Raw genomic sequence first — 16,754 nt, forward strand, 5'->3', positions numbered from 1 at the left:
CTTTACGGGGCCTGCATGCGGGCCTTACGTCTCGGTTTCACCATTGCGTCACCCCCTACTGACTGATGGAGACCCTGATGTCCAAGTTCAATCCCAAGTCCCTGCTGACCCTGTCCGCGCTGGCCGCCGTGCTGAGCCTGGGTGCGCTGTCGGCCCAGGCCGGTGGCCATCATGACCGTCACGGCATGATGGGTGGCGGCCCGCGAGTCGAGCGCATGCTCGAGCAGGTCGACGCCAGCGAGGCGCAGCGCAGCGAGGTCAAGCAGATCATGCGCAGCGCGGCGGCCGATCTGAAGCCGCAGCATGAAGCGCTGCGCAAGCTGCGGGCCCAGGGTCAGGCCTTGCTGACCGCACCCAGCATCGACGCCGCAGCGGTGGAGTCGCAGCGCCAGCAGGCCCAGGCGCTGCACGATCAGATCAGCAAGCGCATGAGCCAGGCCCTGGTGGCCGCCGCCAATGTGCTGACGCCCGAGCAGCGCGGCAAGCTGGCCGAGCGCATGGCCAAGCGCCAGGCGCGGATGGCGGAACACCGCGCCGAGCGGACCAAGGCCGACGCCCCCAAGCAGTAAGACTCCGGAGACTCGCTTATGCTTGACACCTCCATGTCCACGGGCCTGGTGGCGGCGCGTCGCGCGGGCAGCCACCGCCGGGCGCAGCCCCAGCCATCCATGAGTACCCGACTGCTTCTTGTTGACGACGATGCCCGCCTGACCTCGATGCTGGGCGACTACCTGACGGCCGCCGGCTTCGAGGTCGAGACCGCGCACAGCCTGGCCCAGGGCCGGCAGGCGCTGGAGGCGGCCCTGCCGGATCTGCTGGTGCTGGATCTGATGCTGCCCGATGGCGACGGGCTGGACTTCTGCCGCAGCCTGCGCGGCGAGGCCCGCACCCGGCGCCTGCCGGTGCTGATGCTGTCGGCGCGCGGCGAGCCGATGGACCGCATCCTCGGCCTGGAACTGGGCGCCGACGACTATCTGGCCAAGCCCTTCGAGCCGCGCGAGCTGCAGGCCCGCGTCAAGGCCTTGCTGCGCCGTGCCGAGCCGGAGGGCCAGGCCGACGATGTCTTGCGCTTCGGCCGGCTCGAGATCGATCTGGCGGCGCGCGTCGCGCGGCTGGACGGCAAGCCCTGCGATCTGACCAGTCATCAATTCGATCTGCTGGTGGTGCTGGCGCAAAGCCCGGGCCGGGTACTGTCACGCGACCAGATCATGGATGCGCTCAAGGGCCATCCGCTGGATGCCTTTGATCGCTCGATCGATGTCCATGTCTCGCGCATCCGCGCGCTGATCGAGGACGACGTCAAGAACCCGCGCCGCGTGCTGACGGTGCGCGGCGTCGGCTATGTGTTTGCGCGCAAGCAGGACGCCGACAGCTGAGGTGGCGCGCTCTTGAAATCGCTCTATCTCCGCATCTATCTGACCCTGGTCGTTCTGCTGCTGGCCTTTGCCTTCGGCTCGGCCTGGCTGTTCCAGCGCCAGATCGAGCAGGAGCGCGGCGGCTTCGAGGCCGCCGCGACCGAGCGCCTGAGTTCGATGGCGCTGCTGATCCACCGCGCGCTGCCCGAGGCCGACGCGCCGCGTGAGCAGCAGGCCCAGGCGCTGCGCGACTGGGGCCAGCGCCTGCGCATGGCGATCGCGCTGGACGATGCCCAGGGCGAGCGGATCGCGGCCTCGGAGCAGTTCGAGCGTCGCATCAAGGACCCGGGCGCGCGCCAGCTGCAGGTGCCGCTGGAAGACGGGCGCAGCCTGTGGATGCTGCGCGGCGGCCTGCGCGCGGCCGGCGCCAGCCCGCCGGGCGAACGCGCCGAGCGTGGTGAGCGCATCGCCAGGCCGCCGCGTCGCGATGAAGGCCCCTGGCTGCTGGCGCCTTTCGGGCCTCGCCCCAGCGGCGAAGCCCTGGTCATTCTGCTGGTGCTGCTCTTTCTCGCCGTAGCGGTCAGCGCCTATCCGGTGGTGCGGCGCCTGACCCGGCGTCTGGAGAATCTGCAGCGCGGTGTCGAGTTGTTCGGCGCCGGCAATCTGCAGCACCGCGTCAAGGACGGCGGGCGCGATGAGGTGGCCGCGCTGGCTGCCAGCTTCAACCGCACGGCCGGCCAGATCGAGGCCTTGCTGCGCTCGCACCAGAGCCTGCTGGCCAATGCCAGCCATGAGCTGCGCTCGCCGCTGGCGCGGCTGAAGATGGCGTTCGCGATGCTGGAGGGATCCAGTCCGGCCCAGCGCGCGCGGCTGCAGCAGGAGATCGACACCAATATCGGCGAGCTCGATGCGCTGGTCGAGGAGGTCTTGCTGGCCAGCCGGCTCGAGTCCGGTGCCCAGGCGCTGCAACAGGATCCCGTTGACCTGCTGGGCTTGGCGGCCGAGGAGGCCTCGCGCACCGGCGCCCTGGTCGATCCGGACGAGGCTGCGCTGGACTTCAAGGTGCCCGGCGAGGAGCGCCTGCTGCGCCGCGCGCTGCGCAATCTGCTCGAGAACGCGCGCCGCTACGGCGGCGAACAGGTGCTGCTGGAACTGCGCCGGCGCGGCGCCAGCATGGAGCTGAGGGTTTGTGACCGCGGCCCGGGCGTGCCGCCCGAGATGCGCGAGCGCATCTTCGAGCCCTTCTTCCGCCTGCCTGGCCATGCCGAACTGGCCGGCGGTGTCGGCCTGGGCCTGAGCCTGGTCAAACAGATCGCGCAGCGCCATGGCGGCGAGGTGCGCTGCGAAGGCCGCGAGGGCGGCGGCAGCTGTTTTGTGCTGAGCCTGCCGCAGCGGGCGACCTAGATACCGGGCAAGCCCTCGTCCGCCTGGCCGCACAAGGGCAGGTCGGGACGGCGCTCGCGCGCGGGCAGCTGGCGGCGAATGTCCTGCAGCGCGCTGCGCAGGCCTTCTTCGAGCACCGGGTGATAGAAGGGCAGTTGCAGCGCCTCGATGACATCGACGCCGCGCTGTATCAGCCAGGCCAGCTCGTGGCTCAGGTGCTCGGCGCCGGCGCACACCATCTCGGCACCGATCAGCCGACCGCCGGCGTCGGCATGCACCAGCATCAGGCCATGGCTCTGGCCCATGATGAGCGAGCGCCCCTGGGTGCCGAAGTTGCTGCGGCCGGTCAGCGCGCCGGCCGGCAGCTCCGCCTGGCCAAGACCGCAGCGTGCCATCTGCGGCTCGGTAAAGGTGATGGCCAGCGGCGTGCGGCGGGCCAGGCATGGGGCCTGCGGATGCAGCGCATACCAGGCCGCCAGCCGGCCGTCGTCGGCCGCCTCGTGCATCAGCGGCGTCAGCGCATTGACATCGCCGGCAAAGAACACCGCCGTGTCACCGGCGCGCAGGCTTTGCGCATCGATGGCCGGCAGGCCCCGGGCATCGAGCGGCAGGCCCAGCGCGGCCAGGTTCAGCCCCTCGACGGCCGGCGTGCGGCCCAGCGCGGCCAGTACCGCGTCGACCTCGAAGCGCTGCGCGCCGAACTCAACCAGCAGGCCCGGGTCGGCGGCTCGCAAGCGAGCCTCATGGCCTTGATGAATCGTGAAATGCTCGGCCAGCGCCGCTTGCGCCAAGGCGGCGAGCTCGGGCTGGGCCATGCCGGCCACACGGGCGCTGCCGCGCCCGAAGGCGTGGACCTCGACACCCAGCATCGCCAGCGCCTGGCCAAGCTCGCAGCCCAGCGCACCCAGGCCGACCACGGCCAGCCGTGCCGGCAAGCTTGGCAGCTCGAACAAGCTGTCGCTGGTGAGCACCCGGCTGCCGAAGGCCTGCCAGGCCGGTGGCAGCAGGGGCCGGCTGCCGGTGGCAACGATGATGGCATCGGCGCTGAACAACTCGACGCCGGCGGCGCTGCGCGCCTCGATGCGGTCCGGACCGACGAAACGGGCGCTGGCCTGCAGATAGTGCTTGCCCATCTTCTCGACGGCGCGCACCGGGCCGCTGACGAAGTGGTCGCGCAGCGCACGCACCTGCTGCATCACGGCCGCTGAGTCCAGCGCGGGCCGGGGGCCCTTGAGCAGCTGGCGCCGGTACAGGCTGTGCGTGGCGTGGACCTCGCGCGCCACCTGCAGCAAGGCCTTGGACGGCATGCAGCCGACCCGTGCGCAGGTCGTGCCCAGCGGGCCCGGGTCGATCAGCAGGATGTCCTCGCTGAGTTCGCTGGCCTGCTTGTAGGCGCTGAGGCCGGCGGTGCCGGCGCCGAGAATGATCAGGCGGTGGTGAGGCATGGCAGCTGTCCTTGGTGAGCGCTTGAGCATATCGGAGCTCGTGCCGCTCGCAAGCTCAAGGCCGCACGGCCGGTGTCTCCATGGCCAGACCGGCGCCACGCCGGGCCAGATAGAGCTCCAGATCCAGCAGTTCCTGCGCATCCCAGGCGAAGGGCTCGGCCCGCACCCCGCTCATGCAGTTGCGCAGGCGGCGCTGCAGTGAACCCAGGCCCTGCCATTCCAGCCGGTACAGCGGGTAGCCGTTCACATGACCCGGCGGTATCAGGCTGCCGGCTAGACGCTGCCCGACGTTCGCTTGATGGCAGATTGCACAGCTCAGATGGAGCTGGCCGATGCGGGCGTTGAACAAGACCTGACCCCGCGCCCGCGCCGGCTCCAGCCGCGCGTCGGTGGGCGGCGCCAGTGGCAGGCCGCGCGACTGCAGGCCGATGAAGGCCGTCAGCCCCAGCAGCTCGGCGCTCTCGGCCGGCCAGGGTGGTCGACCCTGGTGGACGCTGCGGCACTGGTTGACGCGCTGAGCCAGGTTCAGCGGCCCGGCTGTGCGGCTGTCGAAGGCCGGGTAGCGGGCGGCCACGCCGACCATGCTCTGCCTCGCATCGCCATGGCAGGAGGCGCAGGCCTTGTCGGGGCCGCGCGCCCAGAGCTGGGCGCCGTCCTGCACCCACAGCATGGCCGGGTTCTGCGCGTCGTCGCGCTGCATGGCCTGCAGCGCCGGGCTCAGCTGCTCGAAGCCCGAGCCTGCGCCGGCGGGCAGGGCGGTCGCGAGCAGCAGCAGCGCCGACCAGGCCTTCATGTCGCGGTCAGCATGACGGTCTCGGTCTGCGCGAAGCCCTGGTCGCCGGTCCAGCTGAAGCTCAGCGTGCCGCTGTCGCCGACCCGCAGCGGGAAGGCCAGATAGGGGTTGGCGGCGATGGCGGCGAACAAGTCGGTGCTGAAAACGAGTTCGCCGTTGTAGCGGCACTCGAAGCGGCGCAGGATATTGCGCGGCAGCAGACTGCCGTCACCGTCGCGCCGGTAGCCGGTCTCCATCGGATGCGCGATCAAGGTGCGGATCTCGATGATGCTGCCGCGCGGCGCGCTGGCGGGCAGGGTGATCAGCGTTCGGGCCATGGCTTGCTACTCCACGCAGGCGGCCAGCGTGACCACCACATCGGCGCCGACCTGCCAGCAGCTGCCATCGGACAGGCGCGCCAGCGCAACAATCTGCTGGCTGGTGGCCAGCCGGATGCGGGTGGCCACCGCCGCGCGGCCGGCGTGCGGGCCGAGCCGGCAGTGCAGCACCTCCAGCTGCGGGTTCTGCGCGGTGAACAGCGCGATCTCGCGCACATGGTCGGTGGCCGTCATCGGGCTGTCGACGGTGATGCTGATGGGCACGGCGTTGCCGTTCTCGACCAGCGGCGCGATCTCCAGCGCGATGCGGCCGCGCTGGACCGGCGTGCCGGCGGCAAAGCCGGCGATCGCCGCGTGCAGCGCCTCGGGCGTGGCGTCGGCCGGCCGCAGCACCAGGGTCATGCCCAGACCCAGGCAAAGACGGCGCGAGCGGTCCATGCCTCAGTCCTTCAAGGTCTGCAGATAGGCCACGACATCCTCGACCTGCTGGGCATCGAGCACCGGTTTGCCGCGCCAGTCGCGGCCGACCTGGTTCAGGCCGTCGACGCGGTGATAGGCCGGCATGATGGAGTCGGGGTTGACGCGCTGGCTGTCGACGATGCGCAGGCGCAGCTGGCCGGCGCTCCAGCGCGCGCCGGTGCCCGCCAGGCTGGGCGCCAGCGTGCCCTGGAAACGCTCCTCGGGGATCGGTGCGCTGTGGCACAGCAGGCACAGCCCGCTCTGGCGGCTCGCGACGATGGCGCGGCCGCGCTGCGCATCGCCCTGCAGCCCCTGCAGCGGCTCGGGGATGGCGTCGGCGGTGCTCGCCGACGCCAGCAGCAAGGTGGCCAGCAGCATGGCGCTCAGGCCGCCAGCTGGTCCTTCAGCGGCAGCTGACGGATGCGCTTGCCGGTGGCCGCGAAGATCGCATTCAGCACCGCCGGCGCGGCCACCGCGATGGTGGGCTCGCCAACGCCGCCCCAAAAGCCGCCCGAGGGCATCACCACCGTCTCGACCTTGGGCATGTGCTCCATCTTCAGCACCGGATAGTCGTGGAAATTGCTCTGCTCGATGCGGCCATTCTTGACCGTGCATTCGCCGAACAAGGCGGCCGACAGGCCGTAGACAAAGCTGCCCTCGACCTGGGCCTCGATCTGCTGCGGATTGACCGCATGGCCGCAGTCGGTGGCGGCCACGATGCGATGGATCTTCAGCGCGCCCTTGGGGCCGACCGAGACCTCGGCACAGGCCGCGACATAACTGCCGAAGCCCATGATCTGGGCCAGGCCGCGATGGTGGCCCTGGGGCGCGGGCCGGCCCCAGCCGGCCTTGTCGGCCACGGCGTTCAAGACCGCCAGGTGCTTGGGCGAGCCGGCCAGCAGCTCGCGGCGCAGCGCCAGCGGGTCGCGCTGGGTGGCATGGGCGATCTCGTCCAGAAAGCACTCCATATAGATCGCGTTCTGGTTCAGATTGACGCCGCGCCAGAAGCCCGGTGGCACCGGCGGATTGCGCATCGCATGCTCGATCAGCAGGGCCGGGAACTTGTAGCCCAGATGCCCCTCGGGGCCGTCGGCATTGAGCCCCTGAAACACCACCGGGTCGCGGCCGTCGCGGATGTTCTGCGGGAAGATGCCGGCCACGATGGACTGGCCCGAGATGCGCATCGAAAGACCCGTGATCTTGCCCTGCGCGTCCAGGCCCGCCGTCAGCTTGCACTGCGTGACCGGGTGGTAGCGGCCGTGCTGCATGTCCTCCTCGCGCGACCAGATCATCTTGATCGGCGTGCCGGGCATCTGCTTGGCGATGGCCACGGCCTGACGCACCCAGTCATGCACCGCGCCGCGCCGGCCGAAACCGCCGCCCAGCAGCAGCTTGTAGACCTCGCACTGCGCCGGCGGCAGGCCGGCCGCCTCGGCGGCGGCGGCCAGGGCGGCCTCGCCGTTCTGAGTCGGCGTCCAGACCTCGCAGCGCTCGGGGGTCCAGCGTGCGGTCGCGTTCATCGTCTCCATGGTCGCGTGGTTCTGGAAGGGGTAGCCGTAGACCGCCTCCAGCCGGCGGGCCGAGGCCGCGATGGCCGCCGGCGCATCGCCCACCTTGCTGCCGGCCACTGCGTCTTTCGCATCCAGCCCTTCCTTCAGCGTCGCCGTGATGGCGGCGCTGCTGAGCTGGGCGTTCGGGCCCTCGTCCCAGACGATGGGCAGCTGGTCCAGCGCGGTCTTGGCGCGCCACCAGGTATCGGCCACCACGGCCACCGCGCTGTCGCCGACCGGCAGCACGGCCTTGATGCCGGGACGCTTCAAGGTGGCGGCGGCGTCGAAGCTCTTGAGCTTGCCGCCGAACACCGGGCAGTCCTTGATCGCGGCGTTGAGCATGCCGGGCAGGGTCAGGTCCATGCCGTAGACCTGGGCGCCGGTCAGCTTGTCGCGGGTGTCCAGGCGGCGTATCGGCTGGCCGACCAGGGTCCAGGCACCGGGCTCCTTGAGCTTGATCTCCGCCGCGGCCGGGATGGGCAGCTTGGCGGCTGCGGCGGCCACCTTGCCGTAGCTGGTGCTGCGGCCACTGGTCTTGTGGCTGATCAGGCTCTTGGCCGTCGTGCATTCGGCGGCCGGCACGCCCCAGTCGGCCGCTGCGGCCTGGACCAGCATCAGCCGCGCGGCGGCGCCGCCCTTGCGCACATAGTCATGCGACTCGCGGATGCCGCGGCTGCCACCGGTCGAGAAATTGCCCCAGGCGCGCTGACGTGCCAGGTTTTGCCCGGGCGTCGGGTACTCGGTCGTGACCTTGGCCCAGTCGCATTCCAGCTCCTCGGCCACCAGCTGGGCCAGGCCGGTCAGCGTGCCCTGGCCCATCTCGGAGCGGGCGATGCGGATCACGACGCTGTCGTCGGGTTTGATCAGCACCCAGGCATTGATCTCGGGCGTGGCCGCCGTGGCCTGCGCCTGTGCCGGCAGCGGCACATGAAAGCCCAGCATCAGTCCGCCGCCGCCGAGGGCGCTGCGCTGCAGAAACTGGCGTCGTGTCGTGGTCTGGTTCATGCGGCACCCCCGTCGACAATGCGAATCGGGATGGCCGCGCGCTTGGAGCCGCCGGCCACATGGTGGATCGCGGCGCGCACCCGGTTGTAGGTGCCGCAGCGACAGATATTGCTCATCGCCGCGTCGATGTCGGCGTCGCTGGGCCTGGGTTTCTCCTTCAGCAGCGCGACGGCCGCCATGATCATGCCGCTCTGGCAGAAGCCGCACTGCGGCACGTCCAGCGCGGCCCAGGCCTGCTGCACCGGGTGGCTGCCATCGGGCGACAGACCTTCGATCGTGAGGATTTTCTCCCTGGCCCCGACCGTGGAGACGGGCCGCACACAGGAGCGTGTCGGGACACCGTCGATATGGACGGTGCAGGCACCGCACTGGGCGATGCCGCAGCCGTATTTGCTGCCGGTCAGTCCGAGCTGTTCACGCAGCACCCACAGCAGCGGGGTGTCGGGCTCGGCCTCGAATTCGCGCAGCGCACCGTTGACATTCAACTGGGCCATGGGTCATCTCCTGAGCTTCGCAGTGACGGGCCGCGCAAGACTAGCAGGATTGGCCGAGGCGCGCTGAGGCTCAGTGTTTCTTGTACTGGGTGGCGCCGAACAGCACCTCGCGGGCCTGGTCGGTGACCAGGGGCTTGCGCTGCTGGGCCAGTACCTCGACGCCGCGTTGCACCGCCGGACGGGCCGAGATCTCGTCGAACCAGCCTTTCAGATGCGGATAGTCGCCCAACTCCACGCCCTGATTTTTCCAGGAGCGCAGCCAGGGGAAGGTGGCGATATCGGCGATCGAATACTCGGGCCCGCCCAGATAGGTGCTGGCGGCCAGGCGCTTGTTGATGACGCCGTAAAGACGCCGGGCCTCATTGCTGTAGCGGTTGATCGCGTAGTCGATCTTCTCGGGCGCGTAGATGCGGAAGTGGTGGGCCTGACCCAGCATCGGGCCAACGCCGCCCATCTGGAACATCAGCCATTGCAGCACCTCGTACTTGGCCGCCGTGCCGGCGGGCAGCAGGCGACCGGTCTTGCCGGCCAGGTAGAGCAAAATGGCGCCCGATTCGAACAGCGAGATCGGTTTTCCCTCGGGGCCATCGGGGTCGACGATGGCGGGAATCTTGTTGTTGGGGCTGATGGACAGAAAGCCGGGCTCGAACTGAGCCCCGGCGCCGATGTCCACGGGGATCACCTTATACGGCAGGTCACATTCTTCCAACATGATGTGAACTTTGTGCCCATTGGGTGTGGGCCATGAATAGACTTCAATCATTGTTTGCTCTCCACGCTGCGCAGTTCATTGTCCTAGTCCATGTTAATTAAGCAAGTTAAACGCTGGTTTGTCGCGCGGGCCAATGCCGCGCGATGGAAGCACATGGCCGATTGGGCCGAGAGCCGCGGCGCGCAGTTTCGCCAGAGCCGCGATGCACGCGGCTTCCAGATCGAGCAGGCCAAGGCGGCGCCGGGCGGCGCGCTGCGCATCGAGTGGGCGCCTTCGCAGCGCAGCTATATCGAAGGCAATGAGCTGCGCATGCGCTGCGAGCTGGGCCTGCACCCGGATCTGCAGATGATGGTGCTGGCGCGCTCGCTGATGGAGCGGCTGGAGAAGGCGGTGTTCGAGGCCTATACCGACACCTTGAAGACCCGGGTCGATACCGACACGCCCGAGGAGATGCGCTGGCTGGTGATGTTTGCCAAGCTGAAGAACTATCCGCACAAGCTGGTCAAGGAGCGCTTCGGTGCCGTCGCGATCAATCAGGAGGTGGTGTCGGCCTGGCTGGAGAATTCGCTCAGCGACCTGCTGATCCAGGCCAGCCAGGATCTGTTGCCCGAGGAGCGGCCCTTTGTGCTGATGGTCTTGCGCGGCAATGTCTATCTGCGCGTTGCGATGGAGGAGCCGACCCTGACCGAGATCCAGGGCCTGGTGAAGCTGTTGGAGACGGCCTGTCGCGAGGCCCAGCGCGTCAACGCGCGGCTGGCCGATGGCGGGCCCTGGCCGACCACCACCTCGGTGGCCTGGCAAAGCCAGCCACCGCTGGGTGAACTGCCGGGGCGCTGAGGCTCAGGCGGCGCGTTGCGCGAACTGCCAGCCCAGCTCGGCCATCGGCCGGGCGCCGGCCGCCGCCTCGCGGGCCCGCTCACTAGAGGCCGTGCCGGCCTCGACCCGCTTGGCAATGCCTTGCAGGATGGCGGCAATGCGGAACAGGTTGTAGGCCAGGTAGAAGTTCCAGTCGCGCATCACCAGGGCCATGTCGGCGCGGCCAGTGCGCTCGCAGTAGCGGCGCACATAGCCGAGTTCATCGGGAATGCCCAGCGCCGCCAGGTCATGGCCGCCGAGGCCGCGCGCCGCGCCCGAGGTCTGGATGTGCCAGGACATGCAGTGATAGCTGAAGTCGGCCAGCGGATGACCGAGGGTCGACAGCTCCCAGTCCAGCACCGCCAGCACGCGCGGCTCGCTCGGGTGGAAGACCAGATTGTCGAGCCGGTAATCGCCATGGACGATGGCCACCTCGCGCTCGTCGCGCGCCGAGGCCGGGATGTTCAGCGGCAGCCACTCGATCAGTCGGTCCATGGCCTCGTTGGGGCCGGTGACCGAGGCCTGGTACTGCTTGCTCCAGCGCCCGATCTGGCGCTCGAAATAGTTGCCGGGCTTGCCATAGCCGGCCAGCCCGGCGGCCGCGAAGTCGACGCTGTGCAGCGCCGCCATCACGCGGTTCATCTCGTCGTAGAGGGCGCCGCGCTCGGTCGGGCTCATGCCGGGAAGGCTCTGGTCCCACAAGACCCGACCCTCGATGAACTCCATCACATAGAAGGCGCGGCCGATCACGGCCTCGTCCTCGCACAGCGCCAACATGCGCGGCACCGGCACCGCCGTGCCCTGCAAGGCCTTCATCACGGTGAACTCGCGCTCGATCGCATGGGCCGAGGGCAGCAGCTTGGCGACCGGGCCGGGCTTGGATCGCATCACATAGCTGGCGCTTGGCGTGATCAGCTTGTAGGTCGGGTTCGACTGGCCGCCCTTGAACTGCTCGATGCTTAGCGGGCCGGCAAAACCTGGCACCTGGGCGGCCAGCCAAGCGCTCAGCGCTTCGGTATCGAGGGCTTGCGCGAGTGCTCGCGTGCCGGTGAATGCGTCGTCCATGGGTCTCCTTATGGGGTGTTCGGTCGGCCCGCGGACGCGGCGGCCGGGATCAGCGCGCTGCGATGGCCATCAGCTTTTCCTTGCTCAGCAGCACCAGGCGGGTGGGTTCGACGCGCACCGCACCGTCGCGCTCGAAGCCCTTGAGCTCCTGGTTGACGCGCTGGCGCGAGGCGCCCAGCATCTGGGCCAGATCTTCCTGCGCGAGCTGCAGGCCGATGCGGATTTCCTCGCCCTGCGGCACGCCGTAGGAGCGCGCCAGCAGCAGGATCTGCTTGGCCAGGCGCGAGGCCAGCGGCCGGGTGTTCAGGTCCTCGACCACATCGAACATCAGGCGCAGGCGCCGGCAGTTCAGCCGCAGCAAGGCCTCGTAGAGCTCGGAGTGGCGCGACAGCAATTCCTTGAAGTCGGGCTTGCGCACCACCAGCAAGGTGGTGTCGCCATGGGTGGTGGCATCGTGGGTGCGCGGCATGCCGTCGAACAGCGAGATGTCGCCGAACCAGGTGCCGGGCTCCACATAGGTCAGCGTGATCTGCTTGCCCGAGAGCGAGACCGAGCTGACCCGCACCGCCCCCTTGGCGACGCCGACCCATTCCTCGGCCGGTTCGCCACGGCAGGACAGCAGGGCGTTGTCGCCCAGACGGCGCACCGTGGCACGCGAAAGAATGTCGCCTCGCAAGGGCGCGGACAGTTTGGAGAACCACGACCCCGACTCGATATTGCTGCGTTCAGGAATTGTAAGAACCGTGCTATTCATGCTTAGTCGCTGACGTGACAGCTACAGGCTGCCCTTCGCGGTCATTGTCCATGAGTCTGCCGCGGCACAGCCAAGAGGCGGGCACTGTGTGAACAATGGAACAGCTGCGGCTTTGGCGTGCTGATGCTGGGTTTGACCGCAGTTGTTGGCGTGCCTGACATGCTAGAGTGCCCAGCAAACAACACACCATCCCTGCATGTACCGAGCCTCGTCTCGCAAGGGTTTGCCCCCCCGCGTTCTCAGCGTGTTCGTCCTCAGCGCGGCCGCGCTAGGCCCCGTGCAGGCGCTGGGTGTCGGACGGCCGCTGACCCTGTCGGCGCTCGGGCAGTCGCTGAATCTGGTGTTCCCGGTGCGGCTGGCCAGCGGCGAGACCTTGAGCCTGGACTGCGTGCGGGCCGAGGTGCTGTCCGGCGAGTCGCGGGTGCCGGCCAATCTGATCCAGCTGCAGCTGGAGGGTGATGGCGAGGCGGCGGTGCGTGCGGTGCGGCTGCAAAGCCTGGTGCAGATCGACGAGCCCCTGGTCACGATCAATCTGAGCCTGGGTTGCCCGGCCCGCTTCACCCGCCAGTACACCGCCTTCATCGATCCGCCGGGGGCGGCCACCACGCCGGCCGCGGCGCCGGAGCCGGTGCTGCGGCAGTATTCGCCGGCGCTGAGTGCCGCGCTGGCCACGGCCGAGGCCAGGCCCGAGGCCTTGCTGGCGCCGGGCCAGGCCGCTGCGTCGGCGGCACCAGCCCCCCCCGTGGTCAAGCCGGTTGCCAAGGCGCCGACACGGCCCCGGCGTCCGGCCCGCAGCCCCAAGCCCAGCCCAGCCCCGATGCTGCAGCTGGAGCCGGCCGAGGTGCTGGCGACCGCGCCGGCCGCGTCGGCAGCCGCTGCGGCATCGGCCCCCGATGCGGCCACGCTGGCCCGCCTGGCCCAGCTTGAGCAGACCCTGCTGAAACTGCAGGCCGAGAATCAAGCCACCCGCCAGGAGCTCAAGCTGGTCAGTCAGCGGCTGGTCGAGGCCCAGGCGGCGGGCTCGCAGGGGCCCTGGGTTTACGGACTGGGGCTGCTGAGCCTGATGTTGGCGGGCAGCAGCCTGTATTTCTGGCGCGCTCGTCGCGGCGAGCAGCTGTCGCAGGAATCGGCTTGGTGGGACCAGGCGCGCAGCGAGCGTGCGGCCGATCCGGTGGTGCCGGCCGAGCCGAGCAAGCCGACAGTGCCGACCGCCCCGGCCGTGCCGGCCGCAGCAGCTACCCCTGCGGCGGTCGAGGTCATGTCCCACTGGGGCAGCTTGACCGCAGACGAGCCGACCCTGGCCCTCCCCAGCCTGGTCGCGGCGGCACCGCCGCGGCCGCAGCCGCCTGCTGGCACTGCGGTTGAGCAGGCGCCGGAGCCTGTCAGTTTCCAGCTGGTGGAGCCGCCGGTCGCTGTGCCGGCCCCGGCCAATGACGGCGCCCCCACCGTCACGGTGGAGGAACTGATCGATCTGGAGCAGCAGATCGATTTCTTCATGGTGCTGGGGCAGGATGCGGCGGCGATCGAGTTGCTGGAAGGGCGTCTGCAAGGTTCGGGCGCCGAGGTGGCCCTGCCGCATCTGAAGCTGCTGGAAGTCTTGCAGCGGCGTGGCGATGAGGCGGCGTTCGCGATCGCCGCCCAGCGCTATGCAGCCGCATTCGGCATCGCGGCGCCGGCCTGGGGCCCGGCCATCGGTGCCGGCGCCGGGTTGCAGGCGCAGTCCTCCACGCTGGCGCGGCTGCAGGCCTGCTGGCGCGACAGCGGCGCCTGCATGGCCGTGCTGCAGCGCTTGCTGACAGGCCGGCCGCAAGGATCAGGTCTTGACGGCGGCCTGCTGGACCTGGAAAGCTATCGCGAGCTGCTGATGCTCTACGGCGTCGCGCGCGATCTGTCCGAGCACGAGGTGCGCGGCAACGAGATCGACTTGTTCCTGCCGCTCGATACACCCGGCTCCAGCGGCATGATGGCGACGATGGCCTGGCAGCCGCCGGCCGGCCAGCGCCCGCCGCCATCGCAGGCGCTGGAGGTCGACATCTCGCTGGACGAACCCGAGCGTCCCTGATCTGCGAGCCGGCTCAGAGCCCGCTCAGCTTGCTCAGGGCCAGCCTCAGGGTTTCGTCCTGCTTGGCAAAGCAGAAGCGGATGATGGGCGCGCTGCTGCCCCCGGCATAGAAGGCCGACAGCGGGATCGCGGCGACGCCGACCTCGCGCGTCAACCACTGGCAGAACTCCGCATCGCCCATCCCGCTGATGGCCGAATAGTCGACGCACTGGAAGTAGCTGCCCTGGGTGGGCAGCAGCTTGAAGCGGCTGCCGCTCAGGCCGGCCGCGAACAGATCGCGCTTGCGCTGGTAAAAGTCCGGCAGCGCCGTGTAGGGGGCCGGGTCGGCCATATAGGCGGCCAGGCCGTGCTGGACCGGGGTGTTGACGGTGAACACATTGAACTGGTGCACCTTGCGGAACTCGGCCGACAGCGCCGCCGGCGCGGCCACATAGCCCACCTTCCAGCCGGTGACGTGATAAGTCTTGCCGAAGCTGGAGATCACGAAGCTGCGCGCGGCCAAGTCCGGAAAGCGCGCCACGCTCCGGTGGGCCTGGCCGTCGAACACCATGTGTTCGTAGACCTCGTCGCTGATCAACAGCACCTCGGTGCCCTCCAGCAGCGCGGCCAGCTGCCGCATCTCGGCCTCGCTCCAGACGGTGGCGCTGGGGTTGTGCGGCGTGTTGATGATCAGCGCGCGGGTGCGCGGGCCGATCGCGGCGGCGATGCGCTCGAAATCGGGGCGGAAGCTGCCCGGCGTCAACGGCACGCGAACGATCACCCCGCCGGCCAGCTCGATATTGGGCGCATAGCTGTCGTAGCAGGGCTCCAGTACGATGACCTCGTCGCCCGGATGCACGATGGCCAGCAGGGTCGTGAAGATGGCCTGGGTGGCGCCGGCGGTGATGGTGATCTCGCTGCCGGGGTCGTAGCGGTGACCATAGAGCGCCTCGATCTTGGCCGCGACGGCTTCACGGAGCAGGGGCACGCCGGGCATCGGCGGGTACTGGTTGTGGCCGGCGGCCATCGCGCGGCCGACCGCATCGGTCAGGCGTGGATCGCAGTCGAAGTCGGGGAAACCCTGGCCAAGGTTGACGGCCTGGTGTTGATGGGCCAGCGCCGACATGGTGCTGAAGATCGTGGTGCCCACATGGGGCAGGCGGCTTTGCAATCGCATGGTGCTCGGGGTCGGGGAGTCAAAGTCCATAGTCGCTGGTGTCGCCGCTCATCGCGCGCTCCAGCAGCTTCTTGTCGAGCCGGTCGGACAGCAGCTCGGCGAAGGCATAGACATAGTTGCGCAGATAGGCGCCGCGCTTGAAGGCGATGCGGGCCACGTTCTGGCCGAACAAATGGCCCAGCGGGCGCGACACCAGCTCGCCGCCGGGCGGATCCTCGCGCACCGCCATCTCGGCGACGATGCCCGCGCCCATGCCCAGCTTGACATAGGTCTTGATGACGTCGGAGTCGATCGCCTCTAGCACGATATTGGGCGTCAGATGGCGCGCCGCGAAGGCGCGGTCGATGCGGGTGCGGCCGGTGAAGCTGGGATGGTAGGAGACCAGCGGCTCGGCCGCCAACTGCTCCAGGCTGACCCGCTCGACCTGGGCCAGCGCATGGCCGGCCGGCACGACCAGCACATGCTGCCATTCGTAGCAGGGCAGCGAGACCAGCTCCTCATGTTCGGACATCGCCTCGGTGGCCAGGCCGACATCGGCGGTCTCGTCGATCAGCATGCGCGCGACCTGCTCTGGGTTGCCCTGGTGCAGGCTGATATGGACCTTTGGGAACTGGCGGCGCAGCTGGGCCACCGGACCGGGCAACACATAACGGGCCTGGGTGTGGGTGGTGGCGATCGACAGGGTGCCGGCGTCCTGCTTCGAGTACTCCTCGCCGATGCGCTTGAGATTGCCGACCTCGCGCATGATGATCTCGATCGACTTCAGCACCTGCAGGCCCGGCTCGGTGATGCGGCGCAGGCGCTTGCCGTGGCGCGAGAAGATGTCGACGCCCAACTCTTCCTCCAGCTCCAGGATGGCTTTGGAGACGCCGGGCTGCGAGGTGAACAGCGCCTTCGCGGTCTCGGTGAGGTTGAGGTTGCGGCGTGCCGCCTCCTGGACAAAGCGGAATTGATGCAGGTTCATGCGGTGGGTGCGGAGGTGAAGGCCAGGCTGGCCTCGGCCATGGCTTGCATGACGGGGTCTTGTTCGCCGATGGCGGGGTACAGCAGCCATTGCACGCCGGCATGCTGCTGGCGCAGCTGCTCGACCAGCGGTGGCACGTCGCGCCGCACATGGCCGCCGCCGCCCAGGAACAGCGGGACGATATGGATGCGCCGGCAGCCCTGGGCGGCCAGTTGCTGCCCAGCGTCCGCGATGCCAGGCGATAGGAATTCCAGATAGGCCAGGCTTACCGGCATCTCGGGCCGCTGCGCGGCGATGCGGCGCGCGACCTCCTCGAAGGGGCGGGCCCAGGCCGGGTCGCGCGCACCATGGGCAAACAAAAGCATGCCGTCCATCTTGGGGTCCA

The 16,754-nt window shown here is 69.2% G+C and carries 18 protein-coding genes; 5 read left to right on the forward strand and 13 right to left on the reverse strand.

Features of this window, described 5'->3' with window-relative positions:
• Window positions 1-77 precede the first annotated feature (77 nt).
• The 3 genes from O5M90_RS01470 (at window position 78) to O5M90_RS01480 (ending at window position 2,759) form a co-directional block, all read left to right on the forward strand.
• Window positions 78-569: a Spy/CpxP family protein refolding chaperone gene (locus tag O5M90_RS01470; RefSeq protein WP_269841700.1), complete on the forward strand. Its 492-nt coding sequence runs from the start codon at window positions 78-80 to the stop codon at window positions 567-569.
• A gap of 99 nt (window positions 570-668) precedes the next feature.
• Window positions 669-1,376, forward strand: coding sequence for a response regulator (locus O5M90_RS01475; protein WP_137940726.1), 708 nt, complete (start codon window positions 669-671; stop codon window positions 1,374-1,376).
• 12 nt (window positions 1,377-1,388) lie between these two features.
• The gene (locus O5M90_RS01480) at window positions 1,389-2,759 is read left to right on the forward strand and encodes a sensor histidine kinase (protein ID WP_137940725.1); all 1,371 of its coding nucleotides are present in this window, start codon (window positions 1,389-1,391) and stop codon (window positions 2,757-2,759) included.
• On the opposite strand, the gene O5M90_RS01485 is transcribed toward O5M90_RS01480, so the two are convergent.
• The 8 genes from O5M90_RS01485 to O5M90_RS01520 all read right to left on the reverse strand — a co-directional run bounded on the left by O5M90_RS01485 (window position 2,756) and on the right by O5M90_RS01520 (window position 9,564).
• On the reverse strand, window positions 2,756-4,183 hold the full coding sequence (locus tag O5M90_RS01485; protein ID WP_269841699.1) for a dihydrolipoyl dehydrogenase: 1,428 nt from the start codon (window positions 4,181-4,183) through the stop codon (window positions 2,756-2,758). The two genes, O5M90_RS01480 and O5M90_RS01485, sit on opposite strands and share 4 nt — an antisense overlap.
• A gap of 55 nt (window positions 4,184-4,238) precedes the next feature.
• Complete coding sequence (gene soxA, locus O5M90_RS01490; RefSeq protein WP_269841698.1) at window positions 4,239-4,976, reverse strand: sulfur oxidation c-type cytochrome SoxA; 738 nt, start codon at window positions 4,974-4,976, stop codon at window positions 4,239-4,241.
• A complete protein-coding gene (gene soxZ, locus O5M90_RS01495; RefSeq protein ID WP_269841697.1) occupies window positions 4,973-5,293 on the reverse strand; it encodes a thiosulfate oxidation carrier complex protein SoxZ in 321 nt (106 codons plus the stop codon). Before soxZ ends, soxA begins: the two co-directional genes overlap by 4 nt.
• A 6-nt stretch (window positions 5,294-5,299) precedes the next feature.
• On the reverse strand, window positions 5,300-5,731 hold the full coding sequence (locus O5M90_RS01500; RefSeq protein ID WP_269841696.1) for a SoxY-related AACIE arm protein: 432 nt from the start codon (window positions 5,729-5,731) through the stop codon (window positions 5,300-5,302).
• Between the two features lie 3 nt (window positions 5,732-5,734).
• Window positions 5,735-6,130 carry a sulfur oxidation c-type cytochrome SoxX gene (gene soxX, locus O5M90_RS01505; protein ID WP_269841695.1) on the reverse strand — a complete coding sequence of 132 codons (396 nt, stop codon included), beginning with the start codon at window positions 6,128-6,130 and terminating at the stop codon, window positions 5,735-5,737.
• A 5-nt stretch (window positions 6,131-6,135) separates the two neighbouring features.
• Window positions 6,136-8,307 carry a xanthine dehydrogenase family protein molybdopterin-binding subunit gene (locus O5M90_RS01510; protein ID WP_269841694.1) on the reverse strand — a complete coding sequence of 724 codons (2,172 nt, stop codon included), beginning with the start codon at window positions 8,305-8,307 and terminating at the stop codon, window positions 6,136-6,138.
• Entirely contained in the window at window positions 8,304-8,801 is a 498-nt protein-coding gene (locus O5M90_RS01515; protein WP_262968183.1) for a (2Fe-2S)-binding protein, read from the reverse strand. Before O5M90_RS01515 ends, O5M90_RS01510 begins: the two co-directional genes overlap by 4 nt.
• Window positions 8,802-8,871: 70 nt before the next feature.
• Window positions 8,872-9,564 (reverse strand): glutathione binding-like protein, encoded by a 693-nt coding sequence (locus tag O5M90_RS01520; RefSeq protein ID WP_269841693.1) that lies wholly within the window; start codon window positions 9,562-9,564, stop codon window positions 8,872-8,874.
• Between the two features lie 102 nt (window positions 9,565-9,666).
• Between O5M90_RS01520 and O5M90_RS01525 the strand changes: the two genes are divergently transcribed.
• Complete coding sequence (locus O5M90_RS01525) at window positions 9,667-10,350, forward strand: hypothetical protein (RefSeq protein WP_269841692.1); 684 nt, start codon at window positions 9,667-9,669, stop codon at window positions 10,348-10,350.
• A gap of 3 nt (window positions 10,351-10,353) precedes the next feature.
• Here O5M90_RS01525 and O5M90_RS01530 read toward each other — a convergent pair whose 3' ends face one another.
• Window positions 10,354-11,433, reverse strand: a complete 1,080-nt coding sequence (locus tag O5M90_RS01530; protein ID WP_269841691.1) for a phosphotransferase — start codon at window positions 11,431-11,433, stop codon at window positions 10,354-10,356.
• Between the two features lie 49 nt (window positions 11,434-11,482).
• Entirely contained in the window at window positions 11,483-12,187 is a 705-nt protein-coding gene (locus tag O5M90_RS01535) for a Crp/Fnr family transcriptional regulator (protein ID WP_137940715.1), read from the reverse strand.
• Window positions 12,188-12,431: 244 nt separating this feature from the next.
• On the opposite strand from O5M90_RS01535, the gene O5M90_RS01540 reads away from it, so the two are divergent.
• Window positions 12,432-14,249, forward strand: coding sequence for a type IV pilus assembly protein FimV (locus O5M90_RS01540; RefSeq protein WP_440401783.1), 1,818 nt, complete (start codon window positions 12,432-12,434; stop codon window positions 14,247-14,249).
• 13 nt (window positions 14,250-14,262) lie between these two features.
• Here O5M90_RS01540 and O5M90_RS01545 read toward each other — a convergent pair whose 3' ends face one another.
• From O5M90_RS01545 to O5M90_RS01555, 3 genes are read right to left on the reverse strand one after another with little or no spacing between them, the layout of a single operon-like run.
• On the reverse strand, window positions 14,263-15,405 hold the full coding sequence (locus tag O5M90_RS01545) for a pyridoxal phosphate-dependent aminotransferase (protein ID WP_269841689.1): 1,143 nt from the start codon (window positions 15,403-15,405) through the stop codon (window positions 14,263-14,265).
• A gap of 19 nt (window positions 15,406-15,424) precedes the next feature.
• Window positions 15,425-16,369: a CysB family HTH-type transcriptional regulator gene (locus O5M90_RS01550; protein WP_269841688.1), complete on the reverse strand. Its 945-nt coding sequence runs from the start codon at window positions 16,367-16,369 to the stop codon at window positions 15,425-15,427.
• Window positions 16,366-16,743, reverse strand: coding sequence for a sirohydrochlorin chelatase (locus O5M90_RS01555; protein WP_269841687.1), 378 nt, complete (start codon window positions 16,741-16,743; stop codon window positions 16,366-16,368). The genes O5M90_RS01550 and O5M90_RS01555 overlap by 4 nt, the downstream gene beginning before the upstream one ends.
• Between the last annotated feature and the right edge of the window lie 11 nt (window positions 16,744-16,754).

This window comes from Paucibacter sp. M5-1 (assembly GCF_027498415.2).
Classification (GTDB): Bacteria; Pseudomonadota; Gammaproteobacteria; order Burkholderiales; family Burkholderiaceae_C; genus Roseateles_E.

What these genes read in the sequence shown, in the direction of transcription:
- O5M90_RS01470 (WP_269841700.1), top strand. Translation starts at nt 78, where the DNA reads ATGTCCAAGTTCAATCCCAAGTCCCTGCTGACCCTGTCCGCGCTGGCC.
- O5M90_RS01475 (WP_137940726.1), top strand. Translation starts at nt 669, where the DNA reads ATGAGTACCCGACTGCTTCTTGTTGACGACGATGCCCGCCTGACCTCG.
- O5M90_RS01485 (WP_269841699.1), bottom strand. Translation starts at nt 4,183, where the DNA reads ATGCCTCACCACCGCCTGATCATTCTCGGCGCCGGCACCGCCGGCCTC.
- soxA (WP_269841698.1), bottom strand. Translation starts at nt 4,976, where the DNA reads ATGAAGGCCTGGTCGGCGCTGCTGCTGCTCGCGACCGCCCTGCCCGCC.
- soxZ (WP_269841697.1), bottom strand. Translation starts at nt 5,293, where the DNA reads ATGGCCCGAACGCTGATCACCCTGCCCGCCAGCGCGCCGCGCGGCAGC.
- O5M90_RS01500 (WP_269841696.1), bottom strand. Translation starts at nt 5,731, where the DNA reads ATGGACCGCTCGCGCCGTCTTTGCCTGGGTCTGGGCATGACCCTGGTG.
- soxX (WP_269841695.1), bottom strand. Translation starts at nt 6,130, where the DNA reads ATGCTGCTGGCCACCTTGCTGCTGGCGTCGGCGAGCACCGCCGACGCC.
- O5M90_RS01510 (WP_269841694.1), bottom strand. Translation starts at nt 8,307, where the DNA reads ATGAACCAGACCACGACACGACGCCAGTTTCTGCAGCGCAGCGCCCTC.
- O5M90_RS01515 (WP_262968183.1), bottom strand. Translation starts at nt 8,801, where the DNA reads ATGGCCCAGTTGAATGTCAACGGTGCGCTGCGCGAATTCGAGGCCGAG.
- O5M90_RS01520 (WP_269841693.1), bottom strand. Translation starts at nt 9,564, where the DNA reads ATGATTGAAGTCTATTCATGGCCCACACCCAATGGGCACAAAGTTCAC.
- O5M90_RS01525 (WP_269841692.1), top strand. Translation starts at nt 9,667, where the DNA reads ATGGCCGATTGGGCCGAGAGCCGCGGCGCGCAGTTTCGCCAGAGCCGC.
- O5M90_RS01530 (WP_269841691.1), bottom strand. Translation starts at nt 11,433, where the DNA reads ATGGACGACGCATTCACCGGCACGCGAGCACTCGCGCAAGCCCTCGAT.
- O5M90_RS01535 (WP_137940715.1), bottom strand. Translation starts at nt 12,187, where the DNA reads ATGAATAGCACGGTTCTTACAATTCCTGAACGCAGCAATATCGAGTCG.
- O5M90_RS01545 (WP_269841689.1), bottom strand. Translation starts at nt 15,405, where the DNA reads ATGCGATTGCAAAGCCGCCTGCCCCATGTGGGCACCACGATCTTCAGC.
- O5M90_RS01550 (WP_269841688.1), bottom strand. Translation starts at nt 16,369, where the DNA reads ATGAACCTGCATCAATTCCGCTTTGTCCAGGAGGCGGCACGCCGCAAC.
- O5M90_RS01555 (WP_269841687.1), bottom strand. Translation starts at nt 16,743, where the DNA reads ATGGACGGCATGCTTTTGTTTGCCCATGGTGCGCGCGACCCGGCCTGG.